The following is an 18,861-nucleotide window of genomic DNA, read 5'->3' as shown; positions in this document are numbered from 1 at the left end:
CAGTCGCCGCGCTTAGTTGGCAGCAGCCTTGTTAGCCGCTCGCTCTTTGTCGATCAGCTTGTCGGCCAGTTGCAATGCTTGCTCGGCACCGCCGGCAGAGCCCACGTCGAAGCGATACTTGCCGTTGACGACCATGGTCGGAACGCCGGAGATTTCATACTTTTTGGCCAGGTCAGTGGCCTTGACGATCTGGCCTTTGATGGCGAAGGAGTCAAAGGTGGCCAGGAACTTGTCCTTGTCTACGCCCTGAGTGGCCAGGAAGTCTGCCATTTCATTCTTGTCGACCAGCTTCTTGTGTTCTTTCTGAATTGCGTTGAACACCGCGGCGTGAACCTTGTTTTCGACGCCCATGGCTTCAAGGGTCAGGAACATCTGGCCGTGTGCGTTCCACGGGCCGCCGAACATGGCCGGAATGCGGACGAAGTTCACGTCGGAAGGCAGTTTCTCAACCCATGGATTGATCACGGGCTCGAAAGAGTAGCAGTGCGGGCAGCCGTACCAGAACAGCTCCACCACTTCGATCTTGCCAGGCACAGCTACCGGGACGGGATTGGTCAGTTCGACATAAGGCGCTGCGGGTGCTTCAGCCGCTTGGGCGGTCATGCCGAACAGGCTGGCAGCGACGAGTGCGGCGCTGATGATCAGATTACGCATGCTTTACTCCTGGACAATTTTGGTCGCCTCGCGCGACCTGTTTTCAGACAGGTCCTGGCGGGCTTGAGTTCTGTAGTGTAACGGCAGCGGCCACAAAAAAGGGCGGCCAAAGCCACCCTTTTTATGCTTGCACCGACGGATTAATCGAGCGTTAACGTTGCGGGAGGTGTACACCTCCCGCAACGCCCGATTCGTCGGTCTTAGTGCAGACCTTGAATGTAGCTGGACACCGCTGCGATATCTTCATCGCTCAGCTTTTTGGAGATGCTCTGCATCGGCTTGGTGTCGCCATCGTTGGTGCGGCCGGCCTCTTCCTTGCGGAAGTCGGTCAGTTGCTTGGCGATGTATTGAGCGTGCTGGCCGCCCAGGTGCGGGAAGCCGGCAGCAGCGTTGCCCTTGCCGTCTGGAGAGTGGCAACCGGTGCAGGCCGGCAGGCCCTTGGCCAGATCGCCGCCGCGGAACAGTGCTTCACCGCGAGAAACGACTTTCGGGTCGGCGGCGCCCACGCTGCCTTTCTGGCTGGCGAAGTAGGCGGAAATATCGGCCAGATCCTGATCGCTCAGGTTGGTCAGCAGGCCGGTCATTTCCAGTACCGTGCGTTTGCCGGACTTGATGTCGTGTAGCTGCTTGTTCAGATAACGCTCGCCCTGGCCTGCCAGTTTCGGAAAGTTAGGCGCCATACTGTTGCCATCCGGGCCATGACAGGCGCCACATACTGCGGCTTTCGCCTGACCAGCAGTCGCATCACCTGCAGCATGGGCAATGCCGGAGATCCCCACGGTCAACAGCAGACTCACGATCAATTTGTTCATCAGCTAATCCAACTACGGCTAAGGGTTAAAGAGTTATGGGCCGGGATCACTCGCTCATCCACTGGATGATTGCTTGGTAATCCTCGGCACTGCAGTCCATGCACAAACCACGCGGCGGCATCGCCTTGAAACCCTGGGTCACGTGTTGCACCAGCGTCTCCATACCTTTCGCCAACCTCGGCGTCCAAGCTTCCTGATCGCCCTTTTGGGGCGCCATGGGTAGTTGGCCGGAATGACAGGCACCACAAACACGGTTGTACACAGCTTCCGGATCCTGTGTAGCCTGAGCGCTGTAAAGCGGCATCAAGACACCGGCAGCTAGCAGCCATTTCGTCATAAAACGACCTTTTCAGGGTTGAGAGCGTTCTGCGTTCTAATGCGCAATCAAGGTCAATCGCTCTCGTGAACTTCATCCTACGCTGGGACAAAGCGCACACAAAATCTGCGGCATTATATACTGGCGTCACTGAAACGGAAACGACACTGCTCGCCGCGTCCATTCCCGGCGCCGCCCACATCGGAAATCCCATGCAACTCAAGAACCCCATCCTCGGCCTGTGCCAACAGTCCACCTTCATGCTCAGCGCTGCCAAAGTCGATCAATGTCCCGACGACGAAGGCTTTGAAGTGGCCTTCGCCGGGCGTTCCAACGCCGGCAAGTCCAGTGCGCTGAACACCCTGACGCACGCCAGCCTTGCGCGGACCTCGAAAACTCCGGGTCGCACGCAGCTCTTGAACTTCTTCAAGCTAGACGATGATCGTCGTCTGGTCGACCTGCCGGGTTACGGTTACGCGAAAGTGCCTATCCCGTTGAAGCTGCACTGGCAGCGTCACCTGGAAGCCTATCTGGGTGGTCGGGAGAGTTTGAAGGGTCTGATTTTGATGATGGACATCCGTCATCCAATGACCGACTTCGACCTGCTGATGCTCGACTGGGCTGTCGCCAGCGGCATGCCGATGCACATTTTGCTGACCAAAGCCGACAAGCTGACCTACGGCGCGGCGAAAAACGTCCTGCTCAAGGTTCAGGCAGACATCCGCAAGGGTTGGGGAGATGCGATCAGCATCCAGCTGTTCTCGGCGCCAAAACGCATGGGCCTGGAAGACGCCTACACTGTACTGGCAGGCTGGATGGAACTGGCGGACAAGGGCGCCGAGCTCGCGGAGTAAGCTCATTACAAAACTGCGGGCAAAAAAAACCCCGGACTTCTTATGGGGAGGGGGAAGTTCCGGGGTTCAAGTTCCGGACCGCTAGGGCGGGGTCCAGATATCTGCCAACACTTAACACAACATTAGGAGCATCGAAGGGCTTCACCACCCATTCAGTAACTCTGAGTGGCGATTCAGGCGATTAGTTCAGAATTTTTTAAAAAGCCTTTGGAATAGACCATCGAATTTTCCGAACTATAGAGCCCTTCAGAGCCCTTCGGCCTTTCTGCTGCGGCACTATGCCGCAGCAGAAAACGCATTTTCAGACGGCTCAGTGAGCCTCATCCCAGTTATTTCCTACACCAACCTCTACCAACAGGGGCACATCAAGCTTCGCTGCGTCGCTCATGTGCGCGCGAATTTCATCGCGGACCTGGTCGACCAAATCTTCACGCACTTCCAGAACCAACTCATCGTGCACCTGCAGGATGACTTTGGCGTCGAGGCCTGACGCAGTCAGCCAGGTATCCACGGCAATCATGGCTTTCTTGATGATGTCCGCCGCGGTGCCTTGCATTGGGGCGTTGATCGCCGTGCGTTCGGCACCTTTACGCAGGGCCGGGTTTTTCGCGTTGATTTCCGGCAGGTACAGGCGACGACCGAAGATGGTTTCGACGAAACCTTGTTCGGCGGCCTGAGCGCGGGTGCGCTCCATGTACTCGAGCACGCCTGGGTAGCGGGCGAAGTAACGGTCGATGTAGGCCTGGGATTGCTTGCGATCAACACCAATCTGCTTGGCCAGGCCAAACGCGCTCATTCCGTAGATCAAGCCGAAGTTGATCGCCTTGGCGCTGCGTCGTTGGTCGGTGGTGACGTCCGCCAGTTCAACCCCGAAGACTTCCGCTGCAGTGGCTTTGTGCACGTCCAGATCGTTGCGGAACGCGTGCAGCAAACCTTCGTCCTTGGCCAGGTGAGCCATGATTCGCAATTCGATTTGCGAATAGTCCGCTGCCAGCAGCTTGTAGCCTTTTGGCGCGACGAACGCCTGACGAATCCGACGCCCTTCAGCGGTGCGGATCGGAATGTTCTGCAGGTTTGGATCACTGGACGACAAACGCCCGGTCGCCGCGACGGCCTGATGATAAGAGGTATGAATCCGCCCGGTGCGCGGGTTGATCTGCTCTGGCAGGCGATCGGTGTAGGTACTTTTCAGCTTGCTCATCGAGCGGTACTGCATCAGCACTTTGGGCAGCGGGAAATCCTGTTCGGCCAGTTCCGCCAGCACGGCTTCGGCGGTGGACGCCTGGCCCTTGGCGGTTTTGCTGAGGATTGGCAGGCCGAGTTTTTCGTACAGGATCACGCCCAATTGCTTCGGCGAGCCCAGGTTGAATTCTTCCCCGGCAATGGCGAACGCCTCGCGCTCGAGGGCGACCATTTTCTCGCCCAGCTCAACGCTCTGAATGCCCAGCAAGTTGGCATCAACCAGCGCGCCTTGGCGTTCGATCCGTGCCAGCACCGGCACCAACGGCATTTCGATTTCGCTCAGGACCTTGCTCAGGCTCGGGATGGCATTGAGCTTTTCCTGCAGGGTTTGATGCAGGCGCAGCGTCACGTCGGCGTCTTCGGCGGCGTAAGGCCCGGCCAGATCCAACGATATCTGATCGAACGTCAGCTGTTTGGCGCCTTTGCCGGCGATGTCCTGAAAGCTGGTGGTGGTGTGATTCAGGTACTTGAGCGCCAGGCTGTCCATGTCGTGGCGGGTCGCGGTGGAGTCCAGCACGTAGGATTCGAGCATCGTGTCGAAAGCGACGCCTTGCACGGTGATGCCGCAGCTCTGATCGCCACCGATGGCGCAGTTGGCCAGGATGTTCATGTCGAATTTGGCGTGCTGGCCAACCTTGAGTTTGCTCGGGTCTTCCAGGATTGGCTTCAGCGCGCGCAGCACGGTGTCGCGATCGAGCTGATCCGGCACGCCCATGTAGGAATGGGTCAGCGGGATGTAGGCCGCTTCGTTGGCTTGTACAGCGAAAGACAGGCCCACCAGTTGCGCCTGCTGAGCATCGATGCCGGTGGTTTCGGTATCGAAGGCAATCAGCTTGGCGTCGTTGAGCTTCTTCAGCCACAGGTCGAAATCAGCCTGGGTGAGGAGGGTGGTGTACTTGAGTTCGGTATCGACGGCCGCTTCTTCAGCCACCGGAGCGACGACTTCCTGGCCGGAACGCTTGGCGTCGCGCTGGTTCTCTTCGAACCAGCTTTTGAACTCCAGCAGGGTATAGAGCTCGGCGAGCTTGTCGTGATCCGGCTTGCCCATTTGCAGGTCGTCGAGGCCGATATCCAGCGGTACGTCGATCTTGATGGTTGCCAATTGATAGGAGAGAAACGCCATCTCCTTGTGCTCTTCGAGCTTGGCGGGCAGGGTTTTGGCCCCGCGAATCGGCAGGGTCGGGACGATATCGAGCTGCGCATAGAGCTCGGTCAGGCCACCGTTCACGCCGACTAACAAGCCGGAAGCGGTCTTCGGGCCAATGCCCGGAACGCCCGGAATGTTGTCGGAAGAATCGCCCATGAGTGCCAGGTAGTCGATGATCTGCTCGGGAGCGACGCCGAATTTCTCCTTCACGCCCTCCACGTCCAGCGCGCTACCGGTCATGGTATTGACCAAGGTAATGTGGCCGTCGACCAGCTGTGCCATGTCCTTGTCGCCGGTGGAGATCACCACCGGACGGTCGGCCGCTGCGCTGCTGCGGGCCAGGGTGCCGATCACGTCATCGGCTTCAACGCCTTCGACGCACAGGAGCGGGAAGCCCAGGGCGATCACGCTCTGGTGCAGCGGCTCGATCTGAACACGCATGTCGTCGGGCATGCTCGGGCGGTTGGCCTTGTATTCGGCGTACATGTCATCGCGAAATGTCCCACCCTTGGCGTCGAACACCACGGCGAACGGACTTTCCGGATACTGCTTGCGCAGGCTCTTGAGCATGTTCAATACGCCCTTGACCGCACCGGTCGGCAGACCTTTGGACGTGGTCAGCGGTGGGAGGGCGTGAAAGGCGCGGTACAGGTAAGAAGAACCGTCCACCAGGACGAGGGGGGCTTGGCTCATGAGCAGGATCAACCTTTTCGGCGGGTCCGGCGCTAGAATAGCGGGACCGTTGACGACAAAGGGACAAGGTTATCATGCGCACACTAAATCGCCTGTTGCTGGCTGGCTTGTTTGCAACCGTTCCACTGTCCGTCATGGCGGCGGATGGGGCCCCGACATCGGAGCCGGAAGTCACTATCCGCACGGAAGGGGATAAAACCATCCAGGAGTACCGCCAAAACGGTTTCCTGTATGCGATCAAGGTCACACCGAAGGGCGCACCGCCGTATTTTCTGGTGCGCGCGGACGGGACCGATGCAAACTTCATCCGCTCGGATCAGCCGGATATGCTGATTCCTTCGTGGAAGATCTTTGAGTGGAAGTAGTTTCTTAATTTCAATCGGCGCTGGCTCAAGCAGCGGCGCCCGTACTGGCAGTTCAAACATGTCTGTGTTCACCCCGCTGGCTCGGCCCGAGCTGGAAACCTTTCTCGCCCCTTACGGGCTCGGCCGCCTGCTTGATTTCCAGGGGATTGCCGCCGGTAGCGAAAACACCAATTTCTTTATCAGCCTGGAGCAGGGCGAATTTGTCCTGACCCTGGTTGAGCGTGGTCCCGTTCAGGAAATGCCGTTCTTCATAGAACTGCTCGACGTGCTGCATGACGCCGACCTGCCCGTGCCTTATGCCTTGCGCACTACCGACGGCGTCGCCTTGCGCGAACTCGCCGGCAAACCTGCGCTGTTGCAGCCACGTCTGGCTGGCAAACACATCAAGGAAGCCAATGCGCAGCATTGCGCTCAGGTGGGCGAGTTGCTCGGCCATCTGCATCTGGCGACCCAGGCCAACATGATCAAGCGCAAGACCGATCGCGGCCTGGACTGGATGCTGGAAGAGGGCACGCAGTTGCTGTCGCACCTCAATGCCGAGCAAAGCGATCTGCTGCAGCGGGCGCTGGACGAAATCACACAGCAGAAGACGAAAATTCTGGCGCTGCCGCGAGCTAACATCCACGCCGACCTGTTCCGCGATAACGCGATGTTCGAAGGCACTCACCTGACCGGGTTGATCGACTTCTACAATGCGTGTTCGGGGCCGATGCTCTACGACGTGGCGATCGCCTTGAACGACTGGTGTTCGGACGAGAGCGGGTTGATCGACGGGCCACGGGCGAGGGCGTTGCTCGGTGCTTATGCAGCGCTGCGACCGTTCACGGCGGCCGAGGCGGAGTTGTGGCCGACCATGCTGCGAGTGGCGTGTGTGCGGTTCTGGTTGTCGCGGTTGATCGCCGCCGAGTCGTTTGCCGGGCAGGATGTGTTGATTCACGATCCGATGGAGTTTCAGCAGCGTCTGGCGCAGCGGCAGAAAGTCAGCACGCCGCTGCCGTTCGCCCTTTAAATTGCCAGTCAGATAAGGGGTGGGATCACTGAAGTCCCTGTGGGAGCGAGCTTGCTCGCGATAGCGCCGGTTCAGTCAACATTGATGCTGAAAGTAATGCCGCCATCGCGAGCAAGCTCGCTCCCACAGGTTTTGTGTCGGTTACAACGACTCCAGACACCCCGCCAAATCATTCCCCAACTTCTCCAGCACCTGCTCATACCCCTGAGCGGTCGCCGGCGTGTACCCGCCCAGCGCGTCCAGTTCCGCCAGCTTCACCGGCAGACCGGCCACCAGGGTTTCCGCCAGGCGCGGACGCAGAGGCGGTTCGCTGAACACACAGGTTTTGCCGACTTCCTGCAATCGAGTGCGCATCGCCGCGACGTGCTGGGCGCCGGGCTGGACCTCGGCGGCGACGCTGAATACGCCGGTGTGCTTGAGGCCGTAGGCGTCTTCGAAGTAGTCGAAGGCCTCGTGGAATACGAAGTACGGTTTGCCCGCGATGCCGGCCAGACGCGCCTTCAAGCGAAGATCCATGGCATCCAGACGCTCATCGAACGCCTTGAGGTTACTCTGATAGCGCGCGGCATTGGCCGGATCGGCTGCGCTCAGGTCTGCGGCCATTTTTGTGGCGATGACACGGGCGTTGACCGGCGAAAGCCACAAGTGGGCATCCAGGCTGCCGGGACGGTGATCGTGATCATGCTCGTCGGCTTCTTCAGCGTGGGAGTGACTATCTTCGGCGAAATGTCGCAGTTTCAGGCCCGGTAAATCCTGCACGGCGATGCTGGGCAGCGTACGACCATTCAGCACGCGGGGCAGGAAACCTTCCATGCTCGGACCGATCCAGTAAAGCAGATCCACTGATTGCACCTTCCGTACGTCGGATGGGCGCAAGGCATAGTTATGAGGCGAGGCGCCGGGCGGCAGCAAGACTTCCGGAATCGCCACACCGTCCTGCACCGCCGCGGCGATCAGCTGTAGAGGCTTGATACTGGTGAGAACCTTGACTTCGGCTTGAGCTGAACTGATCAGCAGAAAACTTGCGACAAATGCGACAAAGATAGAAAAAAGTCGGGACACGATGACCACTCGAAGAGGCGAGAACGGGTAACATAATAACGTCTCTCACAAAACTCGTCGCCGCTCATGCCTAAAACACCGATTGCCAGCCGTCCCCACGACCACTCTCATTGCGTTCATAGCGCATTGTCTGAGGCCGATGTTCTGTGCGCACGTCAAGGTCTGCGCCTGACCGCCTTGCGCCGGCGGGTGCTGGAACTGGTCTGGCAAAGCCACAAACCGTTGGGTGCCTACGACATTCTCGCGGTACTCAGCGAGCAGGACGGCCGCCGTGCGGCGCCGCCGACCGTGTACCGTGCGCTGGATTTCCTGCTGGAAAACGGCCTCGTACACCGCATCTCCTCGCTGAACGCCTTCGTCGGCTGCAATCAGCCGGGGCACGCCCACCAGGGCCAGTTCCTGATTTGCCGCGAATGCCACGCCGCCATCGAGCTCGAACAGAAATCCATCAGTGACGCGATCATCAGTAGCGCCAAGGATGTCGGATTTGTCGTCGAGGGCCAGACCGTTGAAGTGGTCGGCCTCTGCTCAGGTTGCCAGGGGTGATGAGCAACGCGCTGATCCGCCTCGAGCAGGTTGCCGTCACCTTTGCCGGGCAAAACGTGCTGGATAACATCGAGCTGAGCGTCGAGCCGGGGCAGATCGTCACCCTGATCGGCCCTAACGGCGCCGGCAAGACCACGCTGGTGCGCGCTGTACTCGGTCTGTTGAAGCCAGACAGCGGCAGCGTGTGGCGCAAGCCGAAACTGCGGGTCGGTTACATGCCGCAAAAACTTCACGTCGATCCGACGCTGCCGCTGTCGGTGCTGCGCTTCTTGCGTCTGGTACCGGGCGTGGACCGCGCCATGGCCTTGGCGGCACTCAAGGAAGTCGGCGCCGAACAGGTGATCGACAGCCCGGTGCAAAGTGTTTCCGGTGGCGAAATGCAGCGCGTGCTGCTGGCCCGGGCATTGCTGCGTGAGCCGGAACTGCTGGTGCTCGACGAACCTGTGCAAGGCGTCGATGTGGCCGGTCAGGCCGAGCTCTACAGCCTGATCACACGATTGCGCGACCGCCACGGTTGCGGCGTGTTGATGGTGTCCCACGATCTGCACCTGGTCATGAGCACCACTGACCAGGTGGTCTGCCTCAACCGTCACGTCTGCTGCTCCGGGCACCCTGAGCAAGTCAGCGGCGATCCGGCTTTCGTCGAGCTGTTCGGAAAGAACGCACAAAGCCTGGCGATTTATCACCACCATCACGACCACGCCCATGACTTGCATGGCTCGGTGGTCAGCGCGGCCCCGTCGGCCCCTACCCACGTTCACGGAGATAGCTGCAAGCATGGCTGATTTTCTGCTCTACGCCCTGCTTGCAGGTCTGGCCCTGGCATTGGTCGCGGGCCCGCTGGGTTCGTTCGTGGTCTGGCGGCGCATGGCCTATTTCGGCGACACCCTTTCCCATGCCGCGCTGCTCGGCGTGGCGCTGGGTTTTCTGCTGGATGTCAGCCCGACCGTTGCGGTCACCGTGGGCTGCCTGCTGTTGGCGGTGTTGCTGGTGACCTTGCAACAACGCCAGCCACTGGCGTCCGACACGCTTTTGGGAATTCTCGCACCGAGCACGCTCTCTTTGGGTTTGGTCGTACTAAGCTTCATGCACGAAGTGCGGATCGACCTGATGGCTTATCTGTTCGGCGATTTGCTGGCGATCAGCCCGACCGATCTGGCCTGGATACTCGGTGGTAGCGCGGCCGTTCTGGCCTTGCTGGTGACGTTGTGGCGGCCATTGCTGGCAATCACGGTGCACGAAGAATTGGCCAGGGTTGAAGGTCTGCCGGTGGCGGCGTTGCGCCTGACCCTGATGTTGCTGATCGCTGTGGTGATCGCAGTGGCGATGAAAATCGTCGGTGTGTTGCTGATTACGTCCTTGCTGATCATCCCGGCGGCTGCGGCACAACGTCACGCCCGGTCACCGGAGCAGATGGCACTGGGCGCGAGCCTGCTGGGCATGCTCGCGGTCTGTGGCGGGCTGTCGCTGTCGTGGTTCAAGGACACCCCGGCGGGCCCATCGATTGTTGTGACGGCCGCCGCACTGTTTCTGCTGAGTTTTGTCCTGCCCCGTCGAGGGGTGTAGACTTGCTCGTTTTTTGCGCAAATAGAGAGTCGCAGGAATGAAGCCGTTCGCCTCCCGTTATCTGCTCCTTGTCGCATTTTCGCTGCTACTGGGCGCTTGTCAAAGCACGCCACCGGCGGCCCCCGAGGCTACCGGTGCACGGGCCACGGCCATCGCACAGCTGCAACAAAGCCTTGCCAGCAGTGAGCTGGCGACTGCCGAAGATCAACTCGCTGCCTTGCAGGCCGAGTCGCCCAATGATCAATCCCTTGAGCAATACCAGCGGCAACTGGCCGAAGCCTATCTGCGCCGCAGTCAGATCGTGCTGCAAAAAGGCGATGTGAATGCCGCTGCCACTGCGCTGAGCCGCGCCCGGGCGTTGATGCCCAAGGCTCCGGCGCTGACCGGTGGGCTGAACAATGCCATCGTCGATGCCCGCAAAGCCGAGCTGGATAGAGCCGAAGCGGCGCTCATGGCTGCCGAAGCCAAGCCACAGGCCAAGGTCATTGATCCGACGGCTGAAAGCACCACAGTTGCGTTGAACCTGACTGATATGACGAAACTTCGTCGTCAACTGGATGCGATCGCCGCCGATGTAGTGAATTACCAGTGCGACGTGAGCATTCAGGCGCCACGCACCCAGGACTTCCCTTGGTTGACCACGTTGCTGACCAAGCGAGTTAAGCGACTCGATGCGGATTTTGACCTGAATCTGGAGAAGCAGATTCTGCGCAACGTGCCTGCGCAGATGGTCTTGAGTCCGCGTAAACCCTAAAAGCTTCGCGAGCAAGCCCGCTCCCACATTTGATCTCCTGTGTACGCAATTTCTGTAACCAACTGAGATCAAATGTGGGAGCGGGCTTGCTTGCGAAGGCGTCCTTGCCATCGATACAAATCCTTAAGCCGGAATCGCCTTGGCTTTCGGCTCCCTGTCCCACACCCGATGTTGCCCGATCGCGGCAAAAAACGGTTTGATCAACTTCGCATCCGCCCCCACGATCAACCCTGCATCAGCCTCCAGCTTCAACACATCCAGTAACTGTTTGGCCTCGCCCTGCAGCGCAATCGCCTTCAAGTGCTTGTACGCCTCCAACACGTAATGCAGCGCCACACCATCAGTGCTCAACGCCTTGATCGACGCCGCGCCGCCGGGCACAAACACCGCATCGAACGCCACTGAAGGTAAGCCCTCCATCGACGCATCGACCGGCAATGCTTTGCCATCGGCAGTCGTCACTGGCGCAGACGTCGGGCCGAGCAGTTTGGCGTGCGCACCCTCGGCCTTCAGCGCGTTCTTCATGGCATCAATCGCTGCACCATCGACGCCATTGGCCGCCAGGATTGCCACTTTGCGGGTTTTGATATCCGCTGGCAGCAAGTTGGCCTGACTCAGGGCCGGCGAGTGATCCGGTGAGGTTTTGCGTACTTCGACCGTCCCGGCTTTCGGCGCTGGCAACCCCAGGTTCTGCGCCACGCGCTTGGCCAATTCCAGATCGATGTTGGCCAGAATCTCATTCACCTGGCGCGTGCGGATGAGCGCCCGCTCAACCTTGCCCAGCTCGAAGCTGTAAGCCGAGATGATGTGTTCCTGCTCGTGCTTGCTCATGCTGTTGAAAAACAGGCGCGCCTGGGAGAAGTGGTCGCTGAATGAATCGCTGCGCTGGCGGATCTTGTTGGCGTCGATGCGCTCCGGATAACTTTCGAAGCCGCCATCCTGGGCTGCCGGCGGTGTTTCTTTTGGCCAGCCGCTATCAATGGAGTTCGGCTCGTAGGACGCGCGGCCCTTGTCGATGGTGGTGCGATGCAGCGCATCCCGTTGACCATTGTGGAACGGTGCCACGGGGCGATTGATCGGGATCTCGTGAAAGTTCGGCCCGCCAAGTCGGCTGATCTGCGTATCGGTGTAGGAAAACAGCCGGCCTTGCAGCAATGGATCGTTGGAAAAGTCGATCCCCGGCACGATATGCCCAGGGCAGAAGGCGACCTGTTCGGTTTCGGCGAAGAAGTTGTCGGGGTTACGATTGAGGGTCATTTTGCCCAGTGGGGTGATCGGCACCAGTTCTTCCGGGATCAGCTTGGTCGGGTCGAGGATGTCGAAGTCGAATTTATGTTCGTTCTCCTCCTCGATGATCTGCACGCCCAGTTCCCATTGCGGGTAATCGCCCATCTCGATCGACTCCCAGAGATCGCGACGGTGGTAATCCGTGTCTTTACCGGCGAGTTTTTGCGCTTCATCCCACACCAGCGAACAGGTCCCGGCCGTGGGGCGCCAGTGAAATTTGACGAAGCGCGATTTACCTTCGGCATTGATCAGGCGGAAGGTGTGCACGCCGAAGCCTTGCATGCTGCGCAGGCTTTTCGGGATCGCCCGGTCGGACATGGTCCAGATCACCATGTGCGCCGACTCCGGTACCAGAGAGACAAAATCCCAAAAGGTGTCGTGAGCTGAACCGCCGGTGGGTATCTCATTGTGCGGCTCGGGTTTCACCGCATGCACGAAGTCAGGAAACTTGATCGCATCCTGAATGAAAAACACCGGCATGTTGTTGCCCACCAGGTCGAAGTTGCCTTCGTCGGTGAAAAACTTCACCGCGAAACCTCGTACGTCCCGCACGGTATCGCCCGACCCACGAGGGCCCTGCACCGTGGAGAAGCGGACGAAGACCGGGGTTTTTTGACTGGGGTCTTGTAGGAATCCGGCCTTGGTCAGCACGGAATGGGTTTCATAGCTCTGGAAGTAGCCGTGAGCACCGGTGCCGCGCGCGTGGACGATGCGCTCGGGGATGCGTTCATGGTCAAAGTGCGTGATCTTTTCACGCATGATGAAATCTTCCAGCAACGATGGCCCGCGGGCGCCGGCCTTCAACGTGTTCTGGTTGTCTGAGACTTTCACGCCCTGATTGGTACGCAGGGCCTGTTCAGTGGCGTCGGAGCGAAATGGCTCCAGGCTGTCGAGCTTGGTATTGGTGTTCCCGCGGTCCGGGGTATCGGTCCCGGCCAGTGCGCTTTTGGTTGCGGCAGGTTTTTTAGTACTCATCAGACAAAACTCCTCGTTGCGATTCCCGCCGTAGCCAGGACTCTTGAGCAATACCCCAGGCACGGACCGAGGGCGTTTTCGAGTTGCCTAATTAGTGACTGATGACGATTTGCGCCGTTCCTTTTTTCTAACCTTTGATCGCGTTATTGCCAAATGGAAGGTTGAATGCGGAATAAATGCTAATAACCTCTATACGGACAGGCTAAAATGCGCGCCCGGCTAACCGCTGATCCTTTTCCAACGCGCCCCACAAGGTTCGCTACGTGATCGAGTTTCAAAACGTCCACAAAACCTACCGCGTCGCCGGTAAGGATATTCCCGCCCTGCATCCGACCAGTCTGACGATTGAGAACGGACAGGTCTTCGGTCTGATCGGCCATTCCGGTGCGGGAAAAAGTACCCTGCTGCGTCTGATCAATCGCCTGGAAGAGTCCAGTGGCGGCAAGATATTCGTCGACGGCGAAGAAGTCACCGCGCTCGACGCCAACAGCCTGCGGCGCTTCCGTCAGCAAGTCGGGATGATTTTCCAGCACTTCAACTTGCTGGCGTCCAAGACCGTGGCCGACAACGTCGCGCTGCCACTGACCCTGGCCGGTGAACTGTCGCGCAGCGAGATCGACCGGCGTGTGGCCGAATTGCTGAAGCGGGTCGGCCTGTCCGACCACGCCAAAAAGTACCCGGCGCAGTTGTCCGGTGGCCAGAAGCAGCGCGTCGGCATTGCCCGCGCCCTGGCAACCAAGCCGAAAATCCTGCTGTGCGACGAAGCCACCAGCGCGCTGGACCCGCAGACCACTGCGTCGGTCCTGCAATTGTTGGCCGAGATCAATCGCGAGCTGAAGCTGACCATCGTGTTGATCACCCACGAGATGGACGTGATCCGCCGGGTCTGCGACCAGGTCGCGGTGATGGACGCTGGCGTGATCGTCGAGCAAGGTTCGGTGGCCGAGGTGTTCCTGCATCCGAAGCACCCGACCACCAAGCGCTTCGTGCAAGAAGACGAGCAGATCGACGAAAGCGAACAGCGCGACGACTTCGCTCACGTGCCGGGCCGCATCGTGCGTCTGACCTTCCAGGGCGAAGCGACCTACGCACCGCTACTGGGCACCGTCGCTCGTGAAACGGGTGTGGACTACAGCATCCTGGCCGGTCGTATCGACCGCATCAAAGACGTGCCCTACGGGCAGTTGACCCTGGCCGTTACCGGTGGCGACATGGAAGCGGCGTTCGCCCACTTCACCGCAGCTGAAGTCCACATGGAGGTCTTGCGCTAATGGAAGTCCTGGCAAGTTTCTTCGTCAATATCGACTGGTTCGAAATCTGGCTGGCCACCGGCGATACCTTTCTGATGCTCTTCGGTTCGCTGTTGTTCACCGTTTTGCTCGGTCTGCCCCTGGGCGTGCTGTTGTTCCTCTGCAGCCCGCGTCAGTTGCTGGAAGCCAAAGGCGTCTACGCGATGCTGTCGCTGGTGGTGAACATCCTGCGTTCGCTGCCGTTCATCATTCTGCTGATCGTGATGATTCCGTTCACGGTGTTGATCACCGGTACGTCCCTGGGTGTCGCCGGCGCGATTCCACCGCTGGTGGTGGGCGCTACGCCATTCTTCGCGCGACTGGTGGAAACCGCCCTGCGTGAAGTGGATCGCGGCATCATCGAGGCGACCCAGGCCATGGGCGCGACGACGCGGCAGATCATCACCAATGCCTTGCTGCCGGAAGCCCGCCCGGGCATCTTCGCAGCGATTACGGTGACAGCCATTACACTGGTGTCCTACACGGCGATGGCGGGTGTGGTTGGCGCGGGTGGTTTGGGCGACCTGGCGATCCGTTTCGGCTACCAGCGTTTCCAGCCTGATGTGATGGTCGTGACGGTAATGTTGCTGCTGGTGATCGTTCAGGTTCTGCAAACCGTTGGCGACAAGTTGGTTGTGCATTTCTCCAGGAAATAAAGCGTTCTCGTAATTGACAATTGAGCCGGCCATTCGCTGGCAGGCGCCGAAGACCGGCGTCTCACAAGGAGTTAGCTGAATGAAAAAACTACTCGTCGCGTTCGCAGCCGTTGCAGCGTTCTCTGCTCAGGCCAATGAAACCCTGACCGTCGCGGCCACCCCGGTTCCGCACGCAGAAATCCTCGAATTCGTGAAACCGGCCCTGGCCAAAGAAGGCGTGGACCTGAAGGTCAAAGTCTTCACCGACTACATCCAGCCGAACGTACAGGTGGCCGAAAAACGTCTGGACGCCAACTTCTTTCAGCACCAACCGTACCTCGATGAATTCAACAAGGCCAAGGGTACCAACCTGGTGGCCGTTGCCGGTGTGCACCTGGAACCGCTGGGCGCTTACTCCAGCAAGTACAAAGCACTGACCGAGCTGCCCGGCGGCGCCAACGTGGTGATCCCGAACGACGCCACCAACGGCGGCCGTGCGCTGTTGCTGCTGGCGAAGGCTGGCCTGATCAAGTTGAAGGATTCGAACAACATCCTCGCGACCGTGAAGGACATCACCGAGAACACCAAGGACCTGAAATTCCGTGAACTGGAAGCCGCGACCATTCCGCGCGTGCTGACCCAGGTCGACCTGGCGCTGATCAACACCAACTACGCGCTGGAAGCCAAGCTTGATCCGTCCAAGGACGCGCTGGTCATCGAAGGCAACGACTCGCCTTACGTGAACATCCTCGTTGCTCGTCCAGACGACAAGGACAGCGAAGCGATGAAGAAGCTGATTGCTGCCCTGCACAGCCCGGAAGTGAAAGCCTTCATCCTCGAGAAGTACAAAGGCGCGGTATTGCCAGCGTTCTGATCTGTTGCTGTAACGAAAAATGGGGCGCATTGAATGCGCCCCATTTTTTTATGCCTGAAACACCATCCCCTGTAGGAGCGAGCTTGCTCGCGATAGCGCAATCACTGCCAACATTGATGTTGAAGGTCAGGCCGCAATCGCGAGCAGGCTCACTCCTACAGGGGGTACGCGGTGTTTACTTATTTACGGTTAAGCATCACCGGCAACTGCGCCACCAATTTCACGTTGTTCAACGGCGCCCGAATGAACCCACGCTGCGTCCCGTCCGGCCCGATCACCGCCAGGTTGCCGCTGTGATCGACGGTGTAATTCGGCTTGCTGGTGTCCGCCGGAATGAACGGAATACTCACCGCGTTGGCCAGTTTCTGGATGTCTTCAACCGACGAAGCCGTCAGCCCTTGGAACTGCGGATCGAAGTAGCCCAGGTACTGCTTGAGCTGCTGCGGTGTATCGCGATTCGGGTCGACGCTGACCAGAATGATCTGCAACTTGGCCACCGCCTCTGGCGGCAGTTCGCTCTTGATCTGACGCAGTTGGGCGAGGGTGGTCGGGCAGATGTCCGGGCAGAAGGTGTAGCCGAAGAACAGCAGTGACCATTTGTCTTTCAGCTCGTTGACCGCCACCGGTTTGCCGTTCTGGTCGGTCATCGTCACGTTCGGCAGGTTGCGGCTTTGCGGTAGCAGAATGATCCCGGCATCGATCAGCGCCGTCGGGTCGCCCTGGCCTTTGCCGGACAGCACTTTGTTGATGGTCAGGCCCAGGACCAGCGCGATCAGGGCAACGAGGATGAAGATGGTTTTCTGGGTTCGAGTCATAGGTTCAACAGTAAGTAGTGGTCTACGAGCAACGCGATAAACAGCAGGAACAAGTAATAAATAGAGTACTTGAACGTGTTGATCGCCGCGTGCGGCCGAGTGCCACGGTACAGCACGATGGCCCATTGCAGAAACCTCGCGCCCAGTCCCAGCGCGCAAATCAGGTAGAGCACGCCGCTCATATGGATCACGTACGGCATCAGGCTGACGGCCAGCAGCACGAAGGTATAAAGCAGGATATGAACTTTGGTGTAGTGCTCGCCATGAGTCACCGGCAGCATCGGAATGTCGGCCTTGGCGTATTCCTCTTTGCGGTGAATGGCCAGCGCCCAGAAGTGCGGCGGGGTCCAGGCGAAGATGATCAGCACCAGTAACAGTGGTTCGGCGCTGACGTGGCCGGTGGCGGCGGTCCAGCCGAGCAGTGGCGGGGCAGCGCCGGCCAGTCCACCGATGACGATGTTTTGCGGCGTCGCGCGTTTCAGGAAACCGGTGTAGACCACCGCATAGCCGAGCAGCGAGGCCAGGGTCAGCCACGCCGTCAGTGGATTGGTGAAGGCCAACAGTATGGCTTGCCCAAGCACCGCCAATACCAAAGCAAACGTCAGCGCGGCCGCCGGTGACACCCGGCCTTCGGCCAGGGGACGTTTGTGCGTGCGGGCCATGACCGCATCGATCCGCCGGTCCACCACATGGTTGACCGCCGCCGCACCACCGGCACACAACGCGATCCCCAGATTGCCGAACACCAGCACCGTCCACGGCACCCCGGCGCGGGTCGCGAGGAACATGCCGACCAGCGAAGTGATGAGCATCAGCACCACCACTTTCGGTTTGGTCAGCTCCAGGTAGTCACGCCAGATCGCCTGACTGTGACGTGCGCCGATCAGAGTCGCCATGGCATCTCTCCTTTTATTGTTATGGGCCCGGCTGAGTGTTTACGCGGGCTGAACCGCCAGCGTGCAGGGGGTTGCTGCTTGACCCGAACCAGACTGGTTCGCGCGTGATAATTGACCAGCACCATCGTCAGCAACAGTGCGGCGCCGCCCGCGTTATGCGCGACGGCCACTGGCAGCGGCAGGTGAAACAGCACATTGCTGATGCCGAGGGTGATTTGCGCGGCGAGGGCGATCAGCACCAACCCCGCCAGGCGAGTCATGCCGACCACCTTCAGTTGCCACGCCAACCCGAGCAGCACCAGGGTCACCAGCAAAGCGCCGATGCGGTGAGTCAGATGAATCGCCGTGCGGGCATCGCTGTCCAGTTGCCCGCCGAGGTAATTGGGGCCGATGTGTTGGGTCAGGTGAAAACCGTTGGCGAAGTCCGCAGGCGGCAGCCATTGCCCGTGGCAGGTCGGGAAGTCGATACAGGCCACCGCCGCGTAGTTGGAACTGACCCATCCACCCAAGGCGATTTGCAGGATCACCAGCAGCAATCCGGCGGTCGCCCAGTACTGCAAACGCCGTGGCACGGTCAGCGCCGGCAACACGCCGGACAATCGCAACGTCAGCAAAAATAGCAGGCTCAACGTCGCAAAGCCGCCGAGCAAATGCCCGGTCACCACTTGCGGCCAGAGCTTGAGCGTCACCGTCCACATGCCGAATGCCGCTTGGGCAATCACCACTGCCAGCAAAAACAACGGCAACTTCACCGGTTGCCCCGGATGACGACGATGAACCCACGCGCGACCCGCCAGCACCGAGATCAACAGCCCCAGCGTGCCGGCGAAGTAGCGGTGAATCATCTCGTTCCAGCCCTTATGGGCTTCGACGGGAGCGTCGGGAAAATGCAGTTCGGCATGGGCCAATTGAACTTCGCCTTTGGGCACGCTGATAAAGCCATAGCAACCCGGCCAGTCCGGGCAGCCGAGGCCGGCGTGGGTCAGGCGGGTGTAGGCGCCGAGCAACACCACAATCAGTGCCAGCAAGGTGGCAAACAGCGCGAGGCGAAATCCAGGTTTGGCCATGAC

19 protein-coding genes are annotated in these 18,861 nt (G+C 59.6%); 10 read left to right on the top strand and 9 right to left on the bottom strand.

Annotated elements, in window-relative coordinates:
• Positions 1–12 precede the first annotated feature (12 nt).
• The 3 genes from ACMXYJ_RS01115 to ACMXYJ_RS01105 form a co-directional block, all read right to left on the bottom strand.
• The gene (locus tag ACMXYJ_RS01115) at positions 13–654 is read right to left on the bottom strand and encodes a thiol:disulfide interchange protein DsbA/DsbL (RefSeq protein WP_415758489.1); all 642 of its coding nucleotides are present in this window, start codon (positions 652–654) and stop codon (positions 13–15) included.
• Between the two features lie 200 nt (positions 655–854).
• Positions 855–1,466 carry a c-type cytochrome gene (locus ACMXYJ_RS01110; protein WP_074872296.1) on the bottom strand — a complete coding sequence of 204 codons (612 nt, stop codon included), beginning with the start codon at positions 1,464–1,466 and terminating at the stop codon, positions 855–857.
• A gap of 46 nt (positions 1,467–1,512) precedes the next feature.
• Positions 1,513–1,803, bottom strand: a complete 291-nt coding sequence (locus ACMXYJ_RS01105) for a c-type cytochrome (protein WP_007947948.1) — start codon at positions 1,801–1,803, stop codon at positions 1,513–1,515.
• Between the two features lie 191 nt (positions 1,804–1,994).
• Here ACMXYJ_RS01105 and yihA point away from each other — a divergent pair, with 191 nt between their 5' ends.
• Positions 1,995–2,636 (top strand): ribosome biogenesis GTP-binding protein YihA/YsxC, encoded by a 642-nt coding sequence (gene yihA, locus ACMXYJ_RS01100; protein ID WP_046044882.1) that lies wholly within the window; start codon positions 1,995–1,997, stop codon positions 2,634–2,636.
• Positions 2,637–2,946: 310 nt separating this feature from the next.
• Here the strand turns inward: yihA and polA are convergent, their stop codons facing one another.
• Positions 2,947–5,718 (bottom strand): DNA polymerase I, encoded by a 2,772-nt coding sequence (gene polA, locus ACMXYJ_RS01095; RefSeq protein WP_415758488.1) that lies wholly within the window; start codon positions 5,716–5,718, stop codon positions 2,947–2,949.
• Positions 5,719–5,792: 74 nt separating this feature from the next.
• Here polA and ACMXYJ_RS01090 point away from each other — a divergent pair, with 74 nt between their 5' ends.
• A complete protein-coding gene (locus tag ACMXYJ_RS01090) occupies positions 5,793–6,083 on the top strand; it encodes a DUF2782 domain-containing protein (RefSeq protein ID WP_415758487.1) in 291 nt (96 codons plus the stop codon).
• 58 nt (positions 6,084–6,141) lie between these two features.
• Positions 6,142–7,092, top strand: coding sequence for a homoserine kinase (locus ACMXYJ_RS01085; protein WP_046044879.1), 951 nt, complete (start codon positions 6,142–6,144; stop codon positions 7,090–7,092).
• A gap of 141 nt (positions 7,093–7,233) precedes the next feature.
• Here ACMXYJ_RS01085 and ACMXYJ_RS01080 read toward each other — a convergent pair whose 3' ends face one another.
• Positions 7,234–8,154, bottom strand: a complete 921-nt coding sequence (locus ACMXYJ_RS01080; RefSeq protein WP_415758486.1) for a zinc ABC transporter substrate-binding protein — start codon at positions 8,152–8,154, stop codon at positions 7,234–7,236.
• 66 nt (positions 8,155–8,220) lie between these two features.
• Between ACMXYJ_RS01080 and zur the strand changes: the two genes are divergently transcribed.
• The 4 genes from zur to ACMXYJ_RS01060 are packed head-to-tail and all read left to right on the top strand — an operon-like array spanning position 8,221 to position 11,020.
• Positions 8,221–8,700, top strand: coding sequence for a zinc uptake transcriptional repressor Zur (gene zur / locus ACMXYJ_RS01075; protein WP_415758485.1), 480 nt, complete (start codon positions 8,221–8,223; stop codon positions 8,698–8,700).
• The gene (gene znuC / locus ACMXYJ_RS01070; RefSeq protein WP_095126769.1) at positions 8,700–9,485 is read left to right on the top strand and encodes a zinc ABC transporter ATP-binding protein ZnuC; all 786 of its coding nucleotides are present in this window, start codon (positions 8,700–8,702) and stop codon (positions 9,483–9,485) included. The genes zur and znuC overlap by 1 nt, the downstream gene beginning before the upstream one ends.
• On the top strand, positions 9,478–10,266 hold the full coding sequence (gene znuB, locus ACMXYJ_RS01065; protein WP_056738429.1) for a zinc ABC transporter permease subunit ZnuB: 789 nt from the start codon (positions 9,478–9,480) through the stop codon (positions 10,264–10,266). Before znuC ends, znuB begins: the two co-directional genes overlap by 8 nt.
• A 37-nt stretch (positions 10,267–10,303) precedes the next feature.
• Positions 10,304–11,020, top strand: coding sequence for a PA5502 family lipoprotein (locus ACMXYJ_RS01060; RefSeq protein ID WP_415758484.1), 717 nt, complete (start codon positions 10,304–10,306; stop codon positions 11,018–11,020).
• Between the two features lie 123 nt (positions 11,021–11,143).
• Here the strand turns inward: ACMXYJ_RS01060 and katE are convergent, their stop codons facing one another.
• Positions 11,144–13,282 (bottom strand): catalase HPII, encoded by a 2,139-nt coding sequence (katE, locus tag ACMXYJ_RS01055; protein ID WP_415758483.1) that lies wholly within the window; start codon positions 13,280–13,282, stop codon positions 11,144–11,146.
• A gap of 263 nt (positions 13,283–13,545) precedes the next feature.
• Between katE and ACMXYJ_RS01050 the strand changes: the two genes are divergently transcribed.
• The 3 genes from ACMXYJ_RS01050 (at position 13,546) to ACMXYJ_RS01040 (ending at position 16,080) form a co-directional block, all read left to right on the top strand.
• Positions 13,546–14,553: a methionine ABC transporter ATP-binding protein gene (locus ACMXYJ_RS01050; RefSeq protein ID WP_415758482.1), complete on the top strand. Its 1,008-nt coding sequence runs from the start codon at positions 13,546–13,548 to the stop codon at positions 14,551–14,553.
• Positions 14,553–15,227: a methionine ABC transporter permease gene (locus ACMXYJ_RS01045; RefSeq protein ID WP_140676012.1), complete on the top strand. Its 675-nt coding sequence runs from the start codon at positions 14,553–14,555 to the stop codon at positions 15,225–15,227. The genes ACMXYJ_RS01050 and ACMXYJ_RS01045 overlap by 1 nt, the downstream gene beginning before the upstream one ends.
• Positions 15,228–15,306: 79 nt before the next feature.
• Positions 15,307–16,080 (top strand): MetQ/NlpA family ABC transporter substrate-binding protein, encoded by a 774-nt coding sequence (locus tag ACMXYJ_RS01040; RefSeq protein WP_415758481.1) that lies wholly within the window; start codon positions 15,307–15,309, stop codon positions 16,078–16,080.
• 179 nt (positions 16,081–16,259) lie between these two features.
• On the opposite strand, the gene ACMXYJ_RS01035 is transcribed toward ACMXYJ_RS01040, so the two are convergent.
• The 3 genes from ACMXYJ_RS01035 to ACMXYJ_RS01025 are packed head-to-tail and all read right to left on the bottom strand — an operon-like array spanning position 16,260 to position 18,858.
• Positions 16,260–16,895 carry an SCO family protein gene (locus ACMXYJ_RS01035; protein WP_415758480.1) on the bottom strand — a complete coding sequence of 212 codons (636 nt, stop codon included), beginning with the start codon at positions 16,893–16,895 and terminating at the stop codon, positions 16,260–16,262.
• Positions 16,892–17,791, bottom strand: coding sequence for a heme o synthase (gene cyoE, locus ACMXYJ_RS01030; RefSeq protein ID WP_415758479.1), 900 nt, complete (start codon positions 17,789–17,791; stop codon positions 16,892–16,894). Before cyoE ends, ACMXYJ_RS01035 begins: the two co-directional genes overlap by 4 nt.
• The gene (locus tag ACMXYJ_RS01025) at positions 17,779–18,858 is read right to left on the bottom strand and encodes a COX15/CtaA family protein (protein ID WP_415758478.1); all 1,080 of its coding nucleotides are present in this window, start codon (positions 18,856–18,858) and stop codon (positions 17,779–17,781) included. Before ACMXYJ_RS01025 ends, cyoE begins: the two co-directional genes overlap by 13 nt.
• Between the last annotated feature and the right edge of the window lie 3 nt (positions 18,859–18,861).

The organism is Pseudomonas arabinosi (genome assembly GCF_047758675.1).
In the GTDB taxonomy this organism is placed as follows: Bacteria; Pseudomonadota; Gammaproteobacteria; order Pseudomonadales; family Pseudomonadaceae; genus Aquipseudomonas; species Aquipseudomonas arabinosi.
The sequence above is the reverse complement of the archived record's forward strand: the minus strand, read 5'-3'. Positions and strand labels throughout refer to the sequence as shown.

What these genes read in the sequence shown, in the direction of transcription:
- ACMXYJ_RS01115 (WP_415758489.1), bottom strand. Translation starts at nt 654, where the DNA reads ATGCGTAATCTGATCATCAGCGCCGCACTCGTCGCTGCCAGCCTGTTC.
- ACMXYJ_RS01110 (WP_074872296.1), bottom strand. Translation starts at nt 1,466, where the DNA reads ATGAACAAATTGATCGTGAGTCTGCTGTTGACCGTGGGGATCTCCGGC.
- ACMXYJ_RS01105 (WP_007947948.1), bottom strand. Translation starts at nt 1,803, where the DNA reads ATGACGAAATGGCTGCTAGCTGCCGGTGTCTTGATGCCGCTTTACAGC.
- yihA (WP_046044882.1), top strand. Translation starts at nt 1,995, where the DNA reads ATGCAACTCAAGAACCCCATCCTCGGCCTGTGCCAACAGTCCACCTTC.
- polA (WP_415758488.1), bottom strand. Translation starts at nt 5,718, where the DNA reads ATGAGCCAAGCCCCCCTCGTCCTGGTGGACGGTTCTTCTTACCTGTAC.
- ACMXYJ_RS01090 (WP_415758487.1), top strand. Translation starts at nt 5,793, where the DNA reads ATGCGCACACTAAATCGCCTGTTGCTGGCTGGCTTGTTTGCAACCGTT.
- ACMXYJ_RS01085 (WP_046044879.1), top strand. Translation starts at nt 6,142, where the DNA reads ATGTCTGTGTTCACCCCGCTGGCTCGGCCCGAGCTGGAAACCTTTCTC.
- zur (WP_415758485.1), top strand. Translation starts at nt 8,221, where the DNA reads ATGCCTAAAACACCGATTGCCAGCCGTCCCCACGACCACTCTCATTGC.
- znuC (WP_095126769.1), top strand. Translation starts at nt 8,700, where the DNA reads ATGAGCAACGCGCTGATCCGCCTCGAGCAGGTTGCCGTCACCTTTGCC.
- znuB (WP_056738429.1), top strand. Translation starts at nt 9,478, where the DNA reads ATGGCTGATTTTCTGCTCTACGCCCTGCTTGCAGGTCTGGCCCTGGCA.
- ACMXYJ_RS01060 (WP_415758484.1), top strand. Translation starts at nt 10,304, where the DNA reads ATGAAGCCGTTCGCCTCCCGTTATCTGCTCCTTGTCGCATTTTCGCTG.
- katE (WP_415758483.1), bottom strand. Translation starts at nt 13,282, where the DNA reads ATGAGTACTAAAAAACCTGCCGCAACCAAAAGCGCACTGGCCGGGACC.
- ACMXYJ_RS01045 (WP_140676012.1), top strand. Translation starts at nt 14,553, where the DNA reads ATGGAAGTCCTGGCAAGTTTCTTCGTCAATATCGACTGGTTCGAAATC.
- ACMXYJ_RS01040 (WP_415758481.1), top strand. Translation starts at nt 15,307, where the DNA reads ATGAAAAAACTACTCGTCGCGTTCGCAGCCGTTGCAGCGTTCTCTGCT.
- ACMXYJ_RS01035 (WP_415758480.1), bottom strand. Translation starts at nt 16,895, where the DNA reads ATGACTCGAACCCAGAAAACCATCTTCATCCTCGTTGCCCTGATCGCG.
- cyoE (WP_415758479.1), bottom strand. Translation starts at nt 17,791, where the DNA reads ATGGCGACTCTGATCGGCGCACGTCACAGTCAGGCGATCTGGCGTGAC.
- ACMXYJ_RS01025 (WP_415758478.1), bottom strand. Translation starts at nt 18,858, where the DNA reads ATGGCCAAACCTGGATTTCGCCTCGCGCTGTTTGCCACCTTGCTGGCA.